The sequence below is a fragment of the Streptomyces sp. NPDC038135 genome (assembly GCF_055601245.1).
In genome coordinates this window covers 112,433-130,739 of record NZ_JBVJXS010000011.1, presented here as the reverse complement: position 1 = coordinate 130,739, position 18,307 = coordinate 112,433, and the positions used below count along the sequence as shown (strand labels likewise).

14 protein-coding genes are annotated in these 18,307 nt (G+C 71.5%); 9 read left to right on the top strand and 5 right to left on the bottom strand.

Features of this window, described 5'->3' with window-relative positions; all coding sequences use genetic code 11:
- The first annotated feature begins 302 nt into the window (after positions 1–302).
- The 8 genes from ACZ7JA_RS29720 (at position 303) to ACZ7JA_RS29685 (ending at position 10,866) form a co-directional block, all read left to right on the top strand.
- Positions 303–4,070: a sensor histidine kinase gene (locus ACZ7JA_RS29720; protein WP_470811456.1), complete on the top strand. Its 3,768-nt coding sequence runs from the start codon at positions 303–305 to the stop codon at positions 4,068–4,070.
- Positions 4,071–4,079: 9 nt separating this feature from the next.
- Positions 4,080–4,493 (top strand): roadblock/LC7 domain-containing protein, encoded by a 414-nt coding sequence (locus ACZ7JA_RS29715; protein ID WP_003973453.1) that lies wholly within the window; start codon positions 4,080–4,082, stop codon positions 4,491–4,493.
- Positions 4,494–4,604: 111 nt separating this feature from the next.
- Entirely contained in the window at positions 4,605–5,003 is a 399-nt protein-coding gene (locus ACZ7JA_RS29710) for a DUF742 domain-containing protein (protein WP_143635912.1), read from the top strand.
- The gene (locus ACZ7JA_RS29705) at positions 4,984–5,559 is read left to right on the top strand and encodes a GTP-binding protein (protein WP_351664410.1); all 576 of its coding nucleotides are present in this window, start codon (positions 4,984–4,986) and stop codon (positions 5,557–5,559) included. The genes ACZ7JA_RS29710 and ACZ7JA_RS29705 overlap by 20 nt, the downstream gene beginning before the upstream one ends.
- 375 nt (positions 5,560–5,934) lie before the next feature.
- Complete coding sequence (locus ACZ7JA_RS29700; protein WP_470811453.1) at positions 5,935–9,216, top strand: nitrate- and nitrite sensing domain-containing protein; 3,282 nt, start codon at positions 5,935–5,937, stop codon at positions 9,214–9,216.
- 10 nt (positions 9,217–9,226) lie between these two features.
- Positions 9,227–9,640, top strand: a complete 414-nt coding sequence (locus tag ACZ7JA_RS29695; RefSeq protein ID WP_005479603.1) for a roadblock/LC7 domain-containing protein — start codon at positions 9,227–9,229, stop codon at positions 9,638–9,640.
- Between the two features lie 94 nt (positions 9,641–9,734).
- Positions 9,735–10,304, top strand: coding sequence for a DUF742 domain-containing protein (locus ACZ7JA_RS29690; protein ID WP_351664414.1), 570 nt, complete (start codon positions 9,735–9,737; stop codon positions 10,302–10,304).
- Positions 10,285–10,866, top strand: coding sequence for a GTP-binding protein (locus ACZ7JA_RS29685; protein WP_009314218.1), 582 nt, complete (start codon positions 10,285–10,287; stop codon positions 10,864–10,866). Before ACZ7JA_RS29690 ends, ACZ7JA_RS29685 begins: the two co-directional genes overlap by 20 nt.
- Before the next feature lie 169 nt (positions 10,867–11,035).
- Here the strand turns inward: ACZ7JA_RS29685 and ACZ7JA_RS29680 are convergent, their stop codons facing one another.
- The 4 genes from ACZ7JA_RS29680 to ACZ7JA_RS29665 form a co-directional block, all read right to left on the bottom strand.
- Positions 11,036–11,224, bottom strand: a complete 189-nt coding sequence (locus ACZ7JA_RS29680) for an acyl-CoA carboxylase subunit epsilon (protein WP_199212144.1) — start codon at positions 11,222–11,224, stop codon at positions 11,036–11,038.
- Between the two features lie 57 nt (positions 11,225–11,281).
- Complete coding sequence (locus ACZ7JA_RS29675; RefSeq protein ID WP_351664417.1) at positions 11,282–12,877, bottom strand: acyl-CoA carboxylase subunit beta; 1,596 nt, start codon at positions 12,875–12,877, stop codon at positions 11,282–11,284.
- A 154-nt stretch (positions 12,878–13,031) separates the two neighbouring features.
- Positions 13,032–15,359 carry a polysaccharide lyase 8 family protein gene (locus ACZ7JA_RS29670; RefSeq protein WP_470811449.1) on the bottom strand — a complete coding sequence of 776 codons (2,328 nt, stop codon included), beginning with the start codon at positions 15,357–15,359 and terminating at the stop codon, positions 13,032–13,034.
- 24 nt (positions 15,360–15,383) lie between these two features.
- The gene (locus ACZ7JA_RS29665; protein WP_351664421.1) at positions 15,384–15,890 is read right to left on the bottom strand and encodes a hypothetical protein; all 507 of its coding nucleotides are present in this window, start codon (positions 15,888–15,890) and stop codon (positions 15,384–15,386) included.
- A 265-nt stretch (positions 15,891–16,155) separates the two neighbouring features.
- Between ACZ7JA_RS29665 and ACZ7JA_RS29660 the strand changes: the two genes are divergently transcribed.
- Complete coding sequence (locus ACZ7JA_RS29660) at positions 16,156–16,761, top strand: YceI family protein (RefSeq protein ID WP_389450820.1); 606 nt, start codon at positions 16,156–16,158, stop codon at positions 16,759–16,761.
- Positions 16,762–16,884: 123 nt separating this feature from the next.
- On the opposite strand, the gene ACZ7JA_RS29655 is transcribed toward ACZ7JA_RS29660, so the two are convergent.
- Positions 16,885–18,258 carry a hypothetical protein gene (locus ACZ7JA_RS29655; protein WP_470811446.1) on the bottom strand — a complete coding sequence of 458 codons (1,374 nt, stop codon included), beginning with the start codon at positions 18,256–18,258 and terminating at the stop codon, positions 16,885–16,887.
- Between the last annotated feature and the right edge of the window lie 49 nt (positions 18,259–18,307).

The window sequence follows — 18,307 nt, the reverse complement described above, 5'->3', positions numbered from 1 at the left end:
CGTTTTGCGGGAGATCGACTTACACAGGTCGTAGCCTGGGCCTCACGTTCCGTCACGTAGGTCACAGCTCGGCTCACGGCCCTTGTTGGAGATCCGGCACTGTGCTGGAATTCCACGGACCGCCGCGGGATCGAGCCGGCGCGCAGGGGGCGCAACGCAGCGCCGAGTGGCGGCGAGAAGGGGGAACCAGCGCCGGGTCACTCAAGACCACCGGGGGGCGTATTCAGGGCGCTCTCCAAGACGCCGACACCGTGTCTCTCCGTTCGCGCGGGGAGGCGCCTGGTCCAGAGGTTGCGACGCTAGTGCAGGGACGTTTCAAGAGGGATGGCAGCGCTTCGGCGGAGCCGGAGGCGCACGGCGGGACCGACCGCGGTTCCTCCCCCCAGCACGCCCAGAACCCGGGCCCGGCCCAGTCCGGCGACAGCGGCGAGCGCTCCGGGCGCTCCGGCACGTCGTCCACGGCGGGCCCGGCAGGTTCGGCGAAGGCCCAGAACCCCACCCCGGCCGCCAAGCCGGCCGGCAAGAGCCCGAGCGGCCCCGGCTCGCGCATGGCACTGCGCAACTGGCGCATCTCCACGCGCCTGGTGTCGCTGCTGGCGCTCCCCGTCGTCGCGGCGACCTCGCTGGGCGCGCTGCGCATCGGCGACTCGATGGACGACATCCAGCAGCTCGACAACATGAAGCTGCTGACGCTCATGACCAAGCAGGCGACCGAGCTGGCCATGGCGCTCCAGGACGAGCGCGACCAGTCCGCCGGCCCGCTGGCGCACGGCCTGAAGTCGACCGACTACACGGTCAAGGGCTACCAGGACAAGACGGACCGGGCCCGGGAGAACTTCCTCGACTCCTCCGAGCAGATCGACGAGGCGAGCAAGAACGGCAACCTCCAGGGCGTCCGCGACACCCTGGTCAGCCTCGCCAACCAGCTCGACGGCCTCGCCAAGATCCGCCAGGACGCCTACCAGTCGAAGAACAACTCGACGCAGACGGTCGAGGCGTACCACCGGCTGATCACCCAGCTGATCGACCTCTCCCAGTCGATGGCCGAGGCGTCCAGCAACCCGGAGATGATCTCGCGCACCCGCGCCCTGGCCGCGTTCTCCAGCGCCAAGGAGTACGCCTCCGTGCAGCGAGCCGTCATCGCGGCGGCCCTGACCTCCAGCAACACCTCCAAGGGTGAGCTGTCCAAGAACGACCAGCTCTACGGCGAGTCGGCGTACTCGAGCGAGAAGTCGCAGATCGCGATCTTCCGCAAGATCTACAGCAGCCACAACCCGGACGAGCTCCTCAAGCCGATCGAGGACACCAACCCGACGATCCAGGCGGCGGACCTCTACGCCAAGCGCGTCCTGGAGTCGCCCGGCGGCCTCAACGACCTGCCCGCGCGCTCCTACCGCGACTGGGTGGACGACAGCTCCACCAAGATCCAGCAGATGAAGAACATCGAGCACTCGCTGCTCGAGGACATGGAGCAGAAGGCCCGCGAGCTGAAGTCGTCCTCCGAGCAGGAGGCGATCCTCTCCGGTGCGCTGATCCTCATCGTGCTCGGCGTCTCGCTGGTCGGCGCCTTCGTCGTGGCCCGGTCCATGATCCGCTCGCTGCGCCGGCTGCAGGACACGGCCACCAAGGTCGCCCAGGACCGGCTGCCCGAGCTGGTCAAGCAGCTCTCCGAGTCCGACCCGCAGGACGTGGACACGTCCGTGGAGTCGGTCGGTGTGCACTCCCGGGACGAGATCGGCCAGGTGGCCGCGGCCTTCGACGACGTGCACCGCGAGGCGGTCCGCCTCGCCGCCGAGCAGGCCCTGCTGCGGGGCAACGTCAACGCGATGTTCACCAACCTCTCGCGCCGCTCCCAGGGTCTGATCCAACGTCAGCTCTCGCTGATCTCCGAACTGGAGTCCCGCGAGGCCGACCCGGACCAGCTCTCCTCGCTGTTCAAGCTCGACCACCTCGCGACCCGTATGCGCCGTAACGGCGAGAACCTCCTCGTCCTCGCGGGTGAGGAGCCCGGCCGCCGGTGGACCCGCCCGGTCCCGCTGGTCGACGTGCTCCGTGCCGCCGCGTCCGAGGTGGAGCAGTACGAGCGCATCGAGCTGGCCGCCGTGCCGACCACCGAGGTCGCCGGCCGCGTGGTCAACGACCTCGTGCACCTCCTCGCCGAGCTGCTCGAGAACGCCACCTCCTTCTCCTCGCCGCAGACCAAGGTCAAGGTCACCGGTCACGCGCTGCCCGACGGCCGCGTCCTGATCGAGATCCACGACACCGGAATCGGCCTCTCCCCCGAGGACCTCGCGGCGATCAACGAGCGGCTCGCCTCGCCGCCCACGGTGGACGTGTCGGTGTCCCGCCGCATGGGTCTGTTCGTGGTCGGCCGTCTGTCGCAGCGGCACGGCATCCGCATCCAGCTCCGCCCGTCCGACTCCGGTGGCACGACCGCGCTGGTCATGCTGCCCGTCGACGTCGCCCAGGGCGGCAAGAAGCCCGCTCCGGGCAAGCCCGGCGCGCCCGCGGCGACCGGTGGCCCCGCCGCCGCGCAGGCCGCGGCCGGTGTCGCCGCCGCCCGCCGCAACAACGGCGGCGGCCAGGGCGGCGCCCTCGGCGGCGCGCCGTCGGCCGGGCGCATCGGCGCCGGTCAGGGCCCCCGTGGCCAGGTCGGCTCCGCCCAGGGTCCGCGGGCCGCGCTGCCCGGCACGGGCCAGGGCGGCCGTCCCGGTGCGCCGGGCGGAGCGCGCGGTCCGCAGGGCCCGGCCGGCCCGCAGCAGGGCCGGCCGGCTCCGGCCGGCGCGGGCGCGGGCGGCTTCGGCGGTCAGATGCCGGGCGCTCAGGGCCAGCAGGCCGCGGGCGGTCCGCAGCAGGACATGTTCGGCGGTCGCGGTCCGGCGGCGCAGCGCGGTGGCGCGGGCGCCCCCGACCAGGGCCGTCAGCCCCAGCTTCCGCCGCGCGGCGGCCCCCGGGCCGAACTGCCCGGCGGCAACCCGCAGGCCGACCCCGCCGACTGGCGCGGCAACGCCCAGGCGCCGATGTCACGCGCCTCGCTGGACGCCCCGCGCGGCCACGACGAGCAGGACCCGGGGCAGACCTCGCACATGCCGCGCTTCGACGACCGGCAGGGCCCGGGCTCGACGGCGGAGATGCCGCGGATCGACTCCCAGGGTCCGTCCTCGACCGGCGAGTTCCCCCGCCCGGACTTCGGGATGAACGGCTCCACGGGCCAGTTCGCGCGTCCCGGCGCCGAGAACCCGCAGCAGACCGGGCAGTTCCAGCGTCCGGCCGCACCGCGGGACAACGGCCAGTACGGCCAGCAGGACGGCAACAGCCAGTACGGCCAGCAGGGCGACAACGGCCAGTTCGTCCGCTCCGACGTCTTCGGCACCTCGGCGTCCGGGCAGCAGGACCCGCAGAGCACCGGCCAGTTCGCGGCCCCGCAGGCGTACAACGGCGGCTCCACCGGTCAGCACGCGCTGCCCGGCAGCCAGTCCCCGTCCGACACCGGCCAGTTCGAGCGCCCGCAGCCCGGCCCCCGCGCCGACTTCGGCGCGCCCCGTCCGCCGGCCCCGCAGCAGCAGCCGCAGCCCCAGCAGCAGCGTCCCGTCCGCCGTGAGCCGGAGGCGCTGCCGCCGGCCGCCGGTCCGGGCGACGGCCGCACCCCGCTGTACGACACGCTGGAGACCAACTGGTTCCACGGTCACCAGCAGGAGCGGCAGCCGGACAGCACCCCGGCCGCGGCGCCGCAGCAGCAGGCGCCCGCGCCGGCCCCGCAACGTCCCGCCGCCACCGGTTCCTGGCGCACCTCGCCGAACGACGAACTCGTCCGGCAGGCGGAGCGCGTACGGCAGCCCGCGGCGGGCGGCGTCACCACCTCCGGCCTGCCGCGCCGGGTGCCCCGGGCGAACCTCGTCCCGGGCACGGCTCAGCAGCAACAGCACCAAGCCGGTCCGCAGGTCTCGCGTGCGCCTGACGACGTACGCGGCCGGCTGACCAATCTCCGTCGGGGCATCGCGCAGGGCCGTCAGGCCGGCAACGGCCAGTCCGGCAGCTTCCCGAGCCCCACTCACCAGCAGGAGCGTTAGTTGAGTCCGATGAGCCAGGCGGCACAGAACCTGAACTGGTTGATCACCAACTTCGTGGACAACACCCCCGGGGTGTCGCACACGGTGGTGGTCTCCGCCGACGGCCTTCTGCTGGCCATGTCCGAAGGTTTTCCGCGCGACCGCGCCGACCAGCTGGCGGCCGTCGCGTCCGGCCTGACCTCGCTGACCGCCGGGGCGTCCCGGATCTTCGAGGGCGGCAACGTGGCGCAGACGGTCGTGGAGATGGAACGCGGGTTCCTCTTCCTCATGTCCGTCTCGGACGGGTCCTCCCTCGCGGTCCTGGCCCACCCCGAGTGCGACATCGGCCTGGTCGGCTACGAGATGGCACTGCTGGTCGACCGCGCGGGGGCGGTACTCACCCCGGACCTGCGCGCCGAACTCCAAGGCAGTCTGCTTCACTGACCGGCCCCGGCACCACCCGCCTCACAAAAACACCGTCCGGCCGCCACAATCCCCCCACCGGCCCCTTCCGACGGCTCGACTGACCGACTTGCTGTCCCGCCCGGAGGATTCATGACCCCGCCCACCGCCTCTCATGATCCGTACGCGGAGCCGTACGGGGACGAGGGCGACCAGCCGCTGGTACGTCCGTACGCGATGACCGGCGGCCGGACCCGGCCGCGCTACCAGCTCGCCATCGAGGCGCTGATCAGCACCACGGCCGACCCGGCAGCGCTCATGGGACTACTCCCGGAACACCAGCGCATCTGCCACCTCTGCCGTGAGGTCAAGTCGGTCGCGGAGGTGTCGGCGCTGCTGGCCATGCCGCTCGGCGTGGCCCGGATCCTGGTCGCCGACCTCGCAGAGGCCGGCATGGTCGCCATCCACCAGCCGGGTGGCGACGAGAACAACGGCGGCGCTCCGGACGTGACGCTGCTCGAAAGGGTGCTCAGTGGACTTCGCAAGCTCTGACGCGGGCCGGGCCACCACCTCCGCGAAGATCGTGGTGGCGGGCGGCTTCGGCGTGGGCAAGACCACGTTCGTCGGCGCCGTCTCGGAGATCAACCCGCTGCGCACAGAGGCCGTCATGACGTCCGCTTCGGCCGGCATCGACGACCTGACGCACACCGGCGACAAGACCACCACCACGGTGGCCATGGACTTCGGCCGCATCACCCTGGACCAGGACCTGATCCTGTACCTCTTCGGTACGCCCGGTCAGGACCGCTTCTGGTTCATGTGGGACGACCTGGTCCGCGGCGCGATCGGCGCGGTGGTCCTCGTGGACACCCGCCGTCTCGCCGACTGCTTCCCCGCGGTCGACTACTTCGAGAACAGCGGCCTGCCGTTCGTCATCGCCCTCAACGGCTTCGACGGACAGCAGCCCTACACCCCCGAAGAAGTACGGGAAGCGCTGCAGATCGGTCCGGACGCCCCGATCATCACGACGGACGCCCGGCACCGCGCGGACGCCAAGAGTGCGCTGATCACGCTGGTCGAGCACGCCCTCATGGCCCGTCTGCGGTAACACCCAATTGGAACGTGCCGTACGGCAGTTGTCGTAGCGCAAGCGGAGCCGGCTGTGGCCTTTGACACGGTCGGCTCCGGTGTTCATAACAGTTCGGCAGAGGAATCGCCGTTCTTCGCCACGCGACGCGGTCGGACGGTGCCGCTGCGCGCACGACCGCCCCGTCTTTTGGCGGGGCTCGCTCTTTATGCCCGTTTTATCTAGGGCTTACATCGCTCGGAACCTCAGGTTCCGAGTGTTTGGTGGAGCGGTTGCCGACGTGCTGGAATGCCTGAACTGCCCATTAGTCAAAGACGTACTGAGGTCGATGGCGAACCGGGCTCTGAGAGACTGCGGCACGACGTAGGTGCCGACCGCCGAGAGGTTGTTGGTCGAGTGAGGCGAAGCAAGAACGGTCCCGAGCCGTCGGCACGGGGCAACTTCACCCCGCCGCCGCGCGCTGCGGTGCCCACCCCTGTGCCGGGTGCGGAGCCCTCGGCCGCTCCCCCGGCCGGCGGTGGCCGTTTCTCACCGCGCAACTGGCGGGTGCCCACCCGCCTGAACGCCATCCTGCTCATACCCGTGGCCGTCGGCCTCATCATGGGCGGCTTCCAGGTGAAGAGCTCGATCGACACCTGGAACGAGGCCCGGGACGCGGAGAACACCGCCCGCCTGGTGCGCGCCTCCCTCAGCTACGCCGACGCCCTCGAGAACGAGCGTGACGTCACCGCGGCCCCGCTGCTGCTGGGCAACCAGAAGGACGTCGTCACCGCGGCCCGCAAGCAGACGGACCAGGCGGCCGCCGTCTTCCACGAGGCCGCGCAGAACGTGCCGGACAAGCCCGGCGTCACGCGGCGTCTGGAGCTCTTCCGCAAGGCCGAGCCCACGCTGCAGACGCTGCGCAAGGTCGCGTACAGCAAGAACACCACCGGCGTGAAGACCGAAGAGGGCTACGTCGAGGTCGCGCACCCCCTGATGGAGTTCGCCAACGAACTCGGTCTGGGCACCGGCAACATCACCTCCTACGGCCGTACCGTCTACGCCATGTCGCTCACCAAGGCGGCGCTGTCGCTGGAGCGGTCGATCGGCATGCACCTGCTGGTCAAGCCCGGTCCGGACGACCCCAACCTGGCGACGCAGCGGGTCTCCCTCTCCTCGTACGCCTACCTGGAGCGGATCGCGCTGGAGGAGTACCTCGGCGGTGGCACCGACGAGGACGCGCAGAAGCTGACCGACGCGCAGGCGAAGATCAAGACGGACGGCGCCGCGCTGGTCGCGCAGGAGAAGCAGAAGGACCCGAAGTACGTCGCGCCGCCGTCCAAGCCGAACGCGATGGTGTCCGCGCTGGCGACGATGAAGGACACCACCCCGCTCACCCGCCAGCAGCTGGCGGCGGGCGGTGTGACGGCCAAGAACTGGTGGGCGGTCAACACCCTCAAGTACAAGGCCTACCGCCAGATCGAGTCGGACCTCGCGGACAAGGCCGTGAACGAGGCGTCCGGCATCGCCGACGACGCCAAGACCTCGGCCATCACCACCGGCGCCGTGGTCGTCGTGGCCCTGCTCCTCGCCTTCATCCTGGCCGGCGCCGTGGCCCGCCAGATGAGCCGCGCGATGCGCCAGCTCCGCAGCGCCGCGTTCGGCATCGCCGAGCAGCGCCTGCCGATGCTGGTCGACCAGCTCTCCCGCACCGACCCGGGCCGGGTCGACACCCGGGTGGCCCCGATCCCGATCACCACCAAGGACGAGATCGGCGAGGTCGCCCGCGCCTTCGACCAGGTCCACCGCGAAGCCGTACGGCTCGCCTCCGAGCAGGCGCTGCTGCGGGGCAACATCAACGCGATCTTCACCAACCTGTCCCGCCGCAACCAGTCGCTGATCGAGGGCCAGCTGACTCTCATCACCGACCTGGAGAACAACGAGGCGGACCCGGACCAGCTCGAGAACCTCTTCAAGCTGGACCACCTGGCCACCCGTATGCGCCGCAACGGCGAGAACCTCCTGGTCCTCGCCGGCGAGGAGCCCGGCCGCCGCTGGGACCAGCCGGTCCCGCTGGTCGACGTGCTGCGCGCCGCCTCCTCCGAGGTGGAGCAGTACGAGCGCATCGAGCTGTCCGGCGTGCCGGAGGCCGAGATCCACGGCCGCGCCGTGACCGACCTCGTGCACCTGCTGGCCGAGCTGCTGGAGAACGCCACCACCTTCTCCTCGCCGCAGACCAAGGTGCGCGTCACCGCGACCCGACTGCCCGACGGCCGCGTCATGGTCGAGATCCACGACAAGGGCATCGGCCTGACCGCCGAGGACTTCGCGGACATCAACCACAAGCTGGCCAACCCGCCGACCGTGGACGCCGCGATCTCCCAGCGCATGGGCCTGTTCGTGGTCGGCCGGCTGTCCGACCGGCACGGCATCCGGGTCCAGCTGCGCCCCTCGGGCGAGCAGGCCGGCACCACCTCGCTGGTCATGCTGCCGGACGCGATCACGCACGGCGGCGGCGGCGAGGCGCCGCTGGACCGCGAGGAGTTCACGGTCTCGCAGATCATCCCGGAGCAGCAGTTCCGGGGTGAGGACTTCGCCCAGGTGCAGCACCAGCCGATGCGCACCGCCGCCGAACTCGGCTTCGACGACAGCCGTTACGCGGAGGTCCCCGACGACCTGCGCGACCTGGACCCCGTGGGCCGCTCCCTGATGCGCGAGGAGCGCCGTGCCGCGCTGGAGGCCCAGTCGCACGGCGAGCCGCAGCAGGAGGCCGACGGGCAGCGCGGGTACGCGGACGAGTTCGACGCCCGGCAGGCCGGCTACGACGCCGCCGCCGGCTTCGGCGAGCAGCCCGCCCAGCCCGCCGCCTACGACGGGCAGCAGGCCTACGGCGACCAGCGGCAGGCGTACGACGAGCACCGGAACGCCGGGTACGAGCCGTCCTACGACGACCAGTACTACGCGCCGAACGACGGCATGCCGCACGACGACGGCTTCGCCCCGAACGGCGGCGGCTACTCCGAGCCCGCGTATGCGGAACCCGCCCAGGAGGAGCAGGCCCCCGCTCACGGCTCCGGGTCCGACGGGTTCGGCTCCTACGAGAGCCGGTCCTACCAGGACGACTGGCCGCAGCAGGACAGCTACCAGAACGGTTACCCGGCCCATTACGCTCCGGAAACGGAATCCCGGTCCGCTGACGCGGGCGAGCGGAACGGCGTAGGCTTCGACCGTCCGGGAACGGCCGCTTCCGCGGCTCCCCGGATGACCGACGCCGGCCTCCCCCGTCGCGGGTCAGCGAGCGGTCCCTCGGGCGCCAACGGCGCCGGGCGCGTGCAGCCGGAGGCGCCGGCTCCCGCGGCGAACACCCCGCAGAGCAACGGCAACGGCGACGGCGACTGGCGGTCGGCCAACGACGAGCGCTGGCAGCAGGCTTCGCAGCTCCGCAAGCCGAAGGCGGGCGGCGTCACCGCCTCCGGCCTGCCCCGGCGGGTACCCAAGGCCAACCTGGTCGAGGGCACGGCCGAGAGCACCCCTCAGGGAGGCCCTCAGGTCTCCCGCGCCCCGGAGGACGTCCGGGGCAGGCTGAGCAACCTGCGTCGGGGCGTCCAGCGCGGACGCAGCGCAGGCAGTGAAACGAACGGCCAGGCCACTGGGAATCAGCACAGTGGTCCTGACAGCACCTACAACCAGGAGCGTTAGTGTGAGCCCGATGAGCCAGGCGGCACAGAACCTGAACTGGTTGATCACCAACTTCGTGGACAACACCCCGGGGGTGTCCCACACGGTGGTGGTCTCCGCCGACGGACTCCTTCTGGCGATGTCCGAAGGGTTTCCCCGCGACCGCGCGGACCAGCTCGCGGCGGTCGCCTCCGGCCTGACGTCGCTGACGGCAGGCGCCTCCCGCATCTTCGAGGGCGGCAGCGTGAACCAGACAGTTGTGGAGATGGAGCGGGGATTCCTCTTCATCATGTCCGTCTCCGACGGTTCCTCCCTCGCCGTTCTGGCCCATCCGGAAGCGGACATCGGCCTCATCGGGTACGAGATGGCACTTCTCGTGGACCGCGCGGGCACGGTTCTCACCCCGGATCTCCGCGCGGAGCTCCAGGGAAGCCTTCTCAACTAACAGACGAACGGTGTGTATTCGCGTCCCGGGGCCGTAAGGTTTCGGGACGCGGCTCCACACGGATGGGTGCCCGGCACAGTCGGAGGAGGAGAAAGTGGCAACACCCCCAGGCGGTTCGCATTCGGGGAACTGGTCGTACGGCCCTGCCCAGGGCCAGAGCGACGGTTCGGCGAACGGGTACAACTTCCCCTCCACTCCTGGAAACCGCCAGCCGTACGCTCCGCAGGGCCCCGGGCCCTCGCCGTACGACCAGCCGCCGGCCCCGCGGATCCAGCCGGTGCAGCCGCAGCGCCGCCCCGAGCCGGCGCCCGCGTCCGCATCGAACAACCCCCTGGTGCGTCCGTACGCCATGACCGGCGGCCGGACCCGCCCGCGCTACCAGCTCGCCATCGAGGCACTGGTGCACACCACCGCCGCTCCGCACCAGATGCAGGGCCAGCTGCCCGAGCATCAGCGGATCTGCAACCTGTGCCGGGAGATCAAGTCGGTGGCCGAGGTCTCGGCCCTGCTCACGATCCCCCTCGGCGTCGCCAGGATTCTCGTCGCCGACTTGGCGGAGGCGGGCCTGGTCGCCATCCATCAGCCCGGCGGCGACGAGAACGCCGGTGGCCAGCCAGACGTGACACTGCTCGAAAGGGTGCTCAGTGGACTTCGCAAGCTCTAGCGGCGGTCCTTCCCGCTCCACCACCTCCGCGAAGATCGTGGTGGCGGGCGGCTTCGGCGTGGGCAAGACCACGTTCGTCGGCGCCGTCTCGGAGATCAACCCGCTGCGCACAGAGGCCGTCATGACGTCCGCTTCGGCCGGCATCGACGACCTCACCCACACCGGCGACAAGACCACCACCACGGTGGCCATGGACTTCGGCCGCATCACCCTGGACCAGGACCTGATCCTGTACCTCTTCGGTACGCCCGGTCAGGACCGCTTCTGGTTCATGTGGGACGACCTGGTCCGCGGCGCGATCGGCGCGATCGTCCTCGTCGACACCCGCCGTCTCGCCGACTGCTTCCCCGCTGTCGACTACTTCGAGAACAGCGGCCTGCCGTTCGTCATCGCCCTCAACGGCTTCGACGGACAGCAGCCGTACAACCCGGACGAGGTCCGCGAGGCCCTGCAGATCGGCCCGGACACCCCGATCATCACGACCGACGCCCGGCACCGCGCGGACGCCAAGTCGGCGCTGATCACGCTGGTGGAGCACGCGCTCATGGCGCGCCTTCGCTAGCAGGCCGGTACTTGAGACAACCCGCGTCCCGGAGAGGGGCGCGGGTTCTTCTTTTCCCCGTTTCTCCGCTTCCCTCGTCCCCTCCCGCGTGGGCACAGCGAGAAGGGCCCCTCCGTCCCGGAGGGGCCCTTCTCGTGTCGTGCGGGGCGGCCCGTGGGGCCTGCGCCGGTCAGCCGTGCCAGCTGTGCGGGGCGCGGAAGCCGGGCTCGCGCTCCAGCCGGCGCCAGCCGGCCTTGGCACGGCCGCGGTGCGCCGGGGCGGCGGGCTGGGCGGCCGCACGGGCCAGCAGGACGGCCGTGATGGCGGCGACTTCCTCGGGCTCGGCGTGGCCCTTCTCGACGCGGATGTCAGTGTTCATGGGTGTCAGTCTCCGTCAGGAAGAGGTCCGCGGGGTTGCCGCGGCGGGTCCGCTCGGTTACTGCGGGGGGTTGCCGTGCTTGCGGGAGGGCAGGTCGGCGTGCTTGGACTGCAGCATCGCCAGCGACTTCACCAGCACCTCGCGGGTCTCGGCGGGGTCGATCACGTCGTCGACCAGGCCGCGCTCGGCCGCGTAGTAGGGGTGCATCAGCTCGGCCTTGTACTCCTTGACCATCTTCTGCCGCATGGCCTCGGGGTCCTCCGCGTCGGCGATCTGCCGGCGGAAGATGACGTTGGCCGCGCCCTCGGCGCCCATCACGGCGATCTCGTTGGTGGGCCAGGCGTAGGTGAGGTCGGCGCCGATCGACTGGGAGTCCATCACGATGTACGCACCTCCGTACGCCTTGCGCAGGATCAGCGAGATCCTCGGCACGGTGGCGTTGCAGTAGGCGTACAGCAGCTTGGCACCGTGCCGGATGATTCCACCGTGCTCCTGATCGACGCCGGGGAGGAAGCCGGGTACGTCCAGAAGAGTGATGATCGGGATATTGAAGGCATCGCACATCTGTACGAAACGGGCGGCCTTCTCGGACGCCTCGATGTCCAGCACGCCCGCCAGCACCTGGGGCTGGTTGGCGATGATGCCGACGACCTGGCCGTCCAGCCGGGCCAGCGCGCAGATGATGTTCCGCGCCCAGCGCTCGTGGACCTCCAGGTACTCGCCGTCGTCGACGATCTCCTCGATCACCTTGGTCATGTCGTACGGGCGGTTGCCGTCGGCCGGGACCAGGTCGAGCAGGACGTCGGAGCGGCGGTCCACCGGGTCCGAGGAGTCGGTGCCGGGCGGGTTCTCGCGGTTGTTCTGCGGCAGCAGCGACAGGAGGTAGCGCACCTCGGCGATGCACGTCTCCTCGTCGTCGTAGGCGAAGTGGCAGACGCCGGAGGTCTCGGCGTGCACGTCGGCGCCGCCGAGGCCGTTCTGGGTGATCTCCTCGCCGGTGACCGCCTTGACGACGTCCGGGCCGGTGATGAACATCTGCGAGGTCTCGCGGACCATGAAGACGAAGTCCGTCAGCGCCGGGCTGTAGGCCGCGCCGCCCGCGCACGGGCCCAGCATCACGGAGATCTGCGGGATGACACCGCTGGCCTTCGTGTTCCGCTGGAAGATGCCGCCGTAGCCGGCGAGCGCGGAGACGCCCTCCTGGATACGGGCGCCCGCGCCGTCGTTGAGGGAGACCAGCGGCGCGCCGGCCGCGATGGCCATGTCCATGATCTTGTGGATCTTCGTGGCGTGGGCCTCGCCCAGGGCGCCGCCGAAGATCCGGAAGTCATGGGCGTAGACGAAGACCGTACGGCCCTCCACCGTGCCCCAGCCCGTGATGACACCGTCGGTGTAGGGCTTCTTCGCCTCCAGGCCGAAGCCGCTCGCCCGGTGCCGGCGCAGCTGCTCCACCTCCTGGAAGGATCCCGGGTCCAGGAGCAGCTCGATGCGCTCCCGCGCCGTCAGCTTGCCCTTGGCGTGCTGGGCGGCGGTCGCCTTCTCGCTGGGACCGGCCACGGCCCGGGCACGGATCTCGTGCAGCTCGGCGACCCGCCCACGCGCGTCCGCCGGCTCCGCGGTCGGCTCACCCGTCGTCTCTTCCAAAACGGTCATGTAGTGACCTTACGAAGGACACCAAGGAAAGCGAGCCGTCGACTCCGTACAGTCTCCGGACCGTTTTCCTGGTACGACTGAACAGAACCACAGCGACATGCAGGCGTTCCGACTGCTCAGAGGGCACTTCCGTTGTAGGGGCGCGACAAAGGCGTCACCCGAGAAAGACCTCACATTGGTGGGTGGCACATGCCATCCCTGGAGTGACACGGAGCCTCAGACGGCGGTCGGCGGCGAGGACCTCGACGGTGTCGTCGGCGTGCACGACGGAGCGCACCGGACGGTCCCAGACGATCTCCAGCGGCGCGCCGGTGCGCGGCGGCTCGCTGATCCACAGCGTAGCGCTCCGGCCCCGGCGGCGGAGGAGGACGCTCGCGCCCGCGGCGGCGTTCAGGCCGCCGGCCGCGCCGGCCTGCCAGAAGTTGACGGCGGTCACGCCGAGGGAGGGGACTGCGACGGCCTGGCGGCGGGCGTCGTTGGCGAGGACGCGCAGCCAGTGGCGGTCCGCGGCCCGGGCGGCGACCTCGCCGCGGCCCGCTCCGGGCATCAGGACGTAGACGTAGGCCGCGTCGGCCGGATCGGTGCCGTGGTCGAGCCAGAGGGTCTGCCAGCGGCGGGTGCGCCGCTCGTCGGTGCTGGTGGTGTTGATGTCGGACCAGGCGCCGGTGCGGTCCTCGCGCAGGGTGCGCAGCACGCCGCCGTGCGGCAGCAGCCAGCCGCCGTGGCCCTCCAGATGGGCCCAGCCGGGGCCGCGCACGAGGGTCTGGGCGCCGCCCTCGCCGAGGTTGCGGTTGTCGACGACCGTCTCCACCGGGACGCCGTCGGCGCAGCGGATCCCGGCGCCGAGGCAGACCACCGCGTCGTCGAGGAAGAACCAGGACTTGCGGGCCTCGAGCGTGGATCCGAGCCCTTTCAGGTGCTGGCCCACGGCCGCGTACTCGCCGTCGGTCGTGCCGCCGACCCAGCGGACGTCCGGCCGGGGCGCGCCCCACTCGCCGCCGGCCCGGTCGGCGAGCCGCCGGGTGGAGACGGTGGTGCCGGGCAGCCGGTACCAGTCGACGGTGGGCCAGTACCAGTCCGTGTACTGGGCGGACCGCGTGCCGGGCCCCGCAGGCCACCAGGAGAGCATCCCGGAGCCGGTGTGCCAGCCGCGCGGGTTCTCGCCGTTGCCGCACTCGTAGTGGGCGATGCGGTCGCCGGCCATGGCGAGCGCCGCGGTGAAGCGCGGACGGCGGTGGACGGCGCGGTCCATGGCCGGGAAGAGCCGGTGGCCGAGGGGTTCGGGGGCCGCCGGCACGGGCGAGGCGGCGACCGCCTGCAGCCTCGCCAGGTCCGCGATTCCGAACTGAGGAGCGGTCAGCAGCGGTGTGACCGTGTCCCGTTCGATCCAGCCCTTGACGCGGCCGTACCAGCGCTGCCGTTCCTCCTCGCCGGCGCCGCCGGCCAGCAGGGCGATCGCCGCGATCAGCGCCTGGCCGTGGTAGTGGTCGCCGCGCATGATGTGCTGGTCGTCGTCGCGCAGGTAACCCCGGCTGACGGCACGGCCGTTGACGCAGTCCATCACCAGTCCGTCGTGGATCAGCGGGGCGTAGGCGCGGTCGACGCCGTCCAGGACGTTCCGCCGGGCGGGGTCGGTGATCTCCCACGGGGAGCCGGCCAGCAGCGCGAAGAGCCGGCCCAGGCCGTCCAGCAGGACCTGGCCGTAGGTGCCGGAGTAGGCCACCCAGGTGTGCTGCACGAAGGAGCCGTCGGCGTAGAGGCCGTCGCCTTCGGTGACGTACGGGAAGACGGGCGAGAGGGCGTCGCGGGCGAGCGCGAGGCGGTCGCCGGCCCTGCCGAGGATGCCGCGCAGGGCGACGGAGCGGCACAGGTCGACGCGGTTGGCGCCGGTGGAGGTGCCGGAGTACTCGGTGAGCATCGCGTCCGGGACGAAGTGGTCGACGGCGGCGCAGGCGGCCGCGACACGCTCCGCGCCGAGCCGGTCGTACAGGGCGGCCGTGATGTCGGTCAGCAGCCGGGGGCTGCCGATCTGCCACTCCCACCAGTTGCCGTAGCGCGTGGTGGCGGGGTTGTAGACGGTCGCGGAGAGGTGGTCGAGGCCGCGCAGCACGCCGGCGAGGAGGGCGTCGTCGCCGGTGGATCCGGTGCCGGGCTGGACGTACGCCTGGGCCATGGTCCACAGGCGGCCGTAGCTGAAGGTGATCCCGGCGGGCGGGTCGAAGGGGTGGCCGGGCCACAGGGAGCCGGCGGCGGGTGCCATCCCGGCGTGGAACCCGCGTGCCGTCGAGCCGAGTTGGGCGAGGCGGGCGGCGTACGGCTCGGCGGCCGGGTCGTATCCGGTGCCGAGGGCGATGTCGAGCCACCGGCGGCGCAGGACGTCGAAGGGGTCGGCGCCGGCCGCCGCCGCGCGGGCCACGGGCGCCGCGGCGGCGGTGAGGGCGGCGGCCAGCAGCAGTGCGCGTCGGCTGGGTCCGGTGCTCATGCGGCCGGTCACCGCCCTCCCGGCTCAGCAGCCGCCGCAGTTGTAGTACAGGACGTCCCAGTGGCTGCCCTCGTCGGCGTAGATGTTGCCGGAGCCGGACTTGTACTGCGGAGCGCCGTCGCCGCGCAGGCCGATGTAGCTGAAGTTGTTCTTGATGTACGAGGTGACGCAGGTGTTCTTGCCGTAGTCGAGCTTGTAGCCGTTCCAGTGCGAGTAGGTGCCCGAGGCGTGGCCCGTCTCGGTGCCGCCGGTGATGTTGAGGGCGCAGCCGCTGGCCGACTTCAGGGTCTGGGCGCCCTGGGCGGTGGCGAGGTTGAGCTGCTCGAAGGAGGTGCAGGTGGAGTTGTACCGGTCGGAGCAGTTGCCGGAGGACGACCAGGTGATGCCCGAGGCGCGGAACATCCCGGTGGCGGTGGAGTGACTGATCTTGGTGACGGCGAAGGCGTCGGTGGCGGTGCCGACCACGGCGACGCCGGGGGCGACGACGAGGGCGAGAGCGGTGAGGACGGAGCGGGCTTTCAGGGCCTTCATGGGGAGACCTTCCTGCGGTGGGCCGGGCTTCCTGTGGTTCGGCTGTGCAGGTGGTGCGGGTGCGCAAGGAGATGGTGCCCGAGGTCTACGCGCGTTCGCCAGAGGGCGTACCCGGTTACTCTCCGGTTACGCGGAAACACGTGGCGGATGATGTTGAAAACTCAACGGAATAGGTCTACCGTCGGAGTCGTTGGTCTAGTTGAACGTTAAACAGAAACCGTCGCGGCTGCCCCACGGAGCCGCGGCCGTCCCCAAGGAGCGTCACATGGGCATCTTCGGCCGCAAGGAAAACACCCCCGCCACCCAGGCCCCCGCCGCCGCCAATCCCGAGCTGGCCGCGCTGACCGGCGAGTACACGCTGGACCCGGCCCACACCACGATCGGCTTCGTGGCCCGCCACGCGATGGTCACGAACGTCAAGGGCAACTTCCACGAGTTCACCGGCGCGCTGCACCTGGACGGCGCCGACCCCTCGAAGTCGACCGCCACCCTCGACGTCCGGATGGACAGCATCGACACCGGCAACGCCGACCGCGACGGGCACCTGAAGTCCGCGGACTTCTTCAAGACCGACGAGTTCCCCGAGATGACCTTCCGCTCCACCAAGGCCGAAGCCCTCGGCGGCGACGACTACCGCATCACCGGCGACCTCTCCATCCTCGGCGTCACCAAGCCGATCTCCATCGACCTGGAGTTCAACGGCGCCGCCAAGGACCCCTTCGGCAACGAGCGCGTCGGCTTCGAGGGCAAGACCGAGATCCTGCGCTCCGAGTGGGGCCTGACCTGGAACGCGGCCCTGGAGACCGGCGGCGTCCTGGTCTCCGACAAGATCAAGCTGGTCTTCGACATCTCGGCCATCAAGAACGCCTGAGCCCACGGCGCCGCACCGCGCCCCCGGTGGCCCTCCCGGACCGCGCCCGCCCTCCTACTCCCCCGAACGGGAGGGCGGGCGCTGCCGTGCCTCGGGCCCGGGCGCACCACTGGTGAAGGCGGGTCAGAAGCCGCCGCCGAAGTCTCCGCCGCCGCCTCCGCCGTCGAAGCCGCCTCCGCCGTCGAAGCCGCCGCCGCCGTCGCCGAAGCCTCCGCCGAAGTCGCCCGGGTCGAAGTCCGCGCCGGAGACGTCGCCGCCCTGGTAGCCCGCCGTGCCGAAGTCGCCGTAGCCGGCGCCGTAGTCGGAGGCGTAGGACGGGGTGGACATCATGCTGCCGAGCAGGGTGCCGACCAGGAGGCCCGGGAGGATGCCGCCGCCGAAATAGCCGCCGGCCCAGGGTCCGTAGGCGGGGCCTGCGTCCCAGTAGGGGCGGCGGCCGTAGTCGGTGTCGACCTCGCGGACCACCGGGTCGCGGCCGTCGGCAAGGCGGGTGGCGTCGGCGGCGCAGACCGGGACCTCGCGCGTGCTGCCGCCGGGCGGGGTCCAGGCCGCGTCGGTGACCGAGGGGCCGTGGCGGGGGTCGAAGAAGCAGGGCGGACGGCGCTCCGGCAGGGGGCGGCCCTCGCGGCGGGCGGCCAGCTGCGCCAGGGAGAAACGGCCGTCCTCCAGGGCCTCGGTGACCGGCCGGACGTCCTCGGGCCTGCGCGCGCCGGCCATGTACTGCTTGGCCTTGTCGTAGGCGTCCAGGGCCCGTTCGTAGTCCGCGCGCATCGCGTCGTCGGCGCCCGGTTCGGCCGGGTGGAAGTCCAGCCGGTCCAGCTCCTCGCCGAACGCGGTGATGTCCTCGTCCACGACCACCCGCAGCCGGTCCAGCGCGGCCCGCTGCTCCTCGTCGCGACGGCGGCGGCCGCGGCGGACCAGGGTGTAGGCGCCGGCGCCGGCGGCCACCAGGACGACGCCCGCCGTGATCAGCGCCGTGCTGGACGCGCCCGACCCGCCGCCCTGGCCGCCCCAGCTCGCGGGGGCGCGGCCGCCCATGTTGGTCAGGGCGCGGTCGGTGAAGTCGGTGAGCTGGGTCCGGGCGTCCTCGCCCTGGACGCCGGCGACCAGGTTGCGCACGGCGGTGCGGGAGAGGACCGAGGAATCCGCGCGGGCGTCGAAGCGGTCGCCGAGCCGGATGGCGTACAGACCGGTGACGCCGGTGGCCGTGCGCAGGTCGGAGAAGAGGTTCGCGGTGGGGTAACCGGCGGGCAGGACGGCGACGAAGAGGGGTTTGCCTGCGCCCCTGATCTGCTTGGCGAGCCCGTCGGCGGCGGTCCCGGACAGCTGGCCCGAGGCCGCCGGGTCCACGTAGACCGGGCTCTGGCGCAGGGCCTGGGCGATGCCGGACACGCTGGTGGCCGCCATCGCGCCCGGGGCCAGGGTGGTCGCGACGACCAGCGCCAGTGCGGCCAGCAGCAGCGCCGGGAGGCTTCGGGTCCGAAGGACGGCCTTCACCCTTCGAAACTACCCGAAGCCTCCCGAACCAGTCATTCAAGCGGAGCGG

Bases quoted from the DNA above. Each gene is read 5' to 3' on its own strand.
- ACZ7JA_RS29665 (WP_351664421.1), bottom strand. From the start codon at position 15,890: ATGAAGGCCCTGAAAGCCCGCTCCGTCCTCACCGCTCTCGCCCTCGTC.
- ACZ7JA_RS29715 (WP_003973453.1), top strand. From the start codon at position 4,080: ATGAGCCAGGCGGCACAGAACCTGAACTGGTTGATCACCAACTTCGTG.
- ACZ7JA_RS29695 (WP_005479603.1), top strand. From the start codon at position 9,227: ATGAGCCAGGCGGCACAGAACCTGAACTGGTTGATCACCAACTTCGTG.
- ACZ7JA_RS29670 (WP_470811449.1), bottom strand. From the start codon at position 15,359: ATGAGCACCGGACCCAGCCGACGCGCACTGCTGCTGGCCGCCGCCCTC.
- ACZ7JA_RS29680 (WP_199212144.1), bottom strand. From the start codon at position 11,224: ATGAACACTGACATCCGCGTCGAGAAGGGCCACGCCGAGCCCGAGGAA.
- ACZ7JA_RS29710 (WP_143635912.1), top strand. From the start codon at position 4,605: ATGACCCCGCCCACCGCCTCTCATGATCCGTACGCGGAGCCGTACGGG.
- ACZ7JA_RS29660 (WP_389450820.1), top strand. From the start codon at position 16,156: ATGGGCATCTTCGGCCGCAAGGAAAACACCCCCGCCACCCAGGCCCCC.
- ACZ7JA_RS29675 (WP_351664417.1), bottom strand. From the start codon at position 12,877: ATGACCGTTTTGGAAGAGACGACGGGTGAGCCGACCGCGGAGCCGGCG.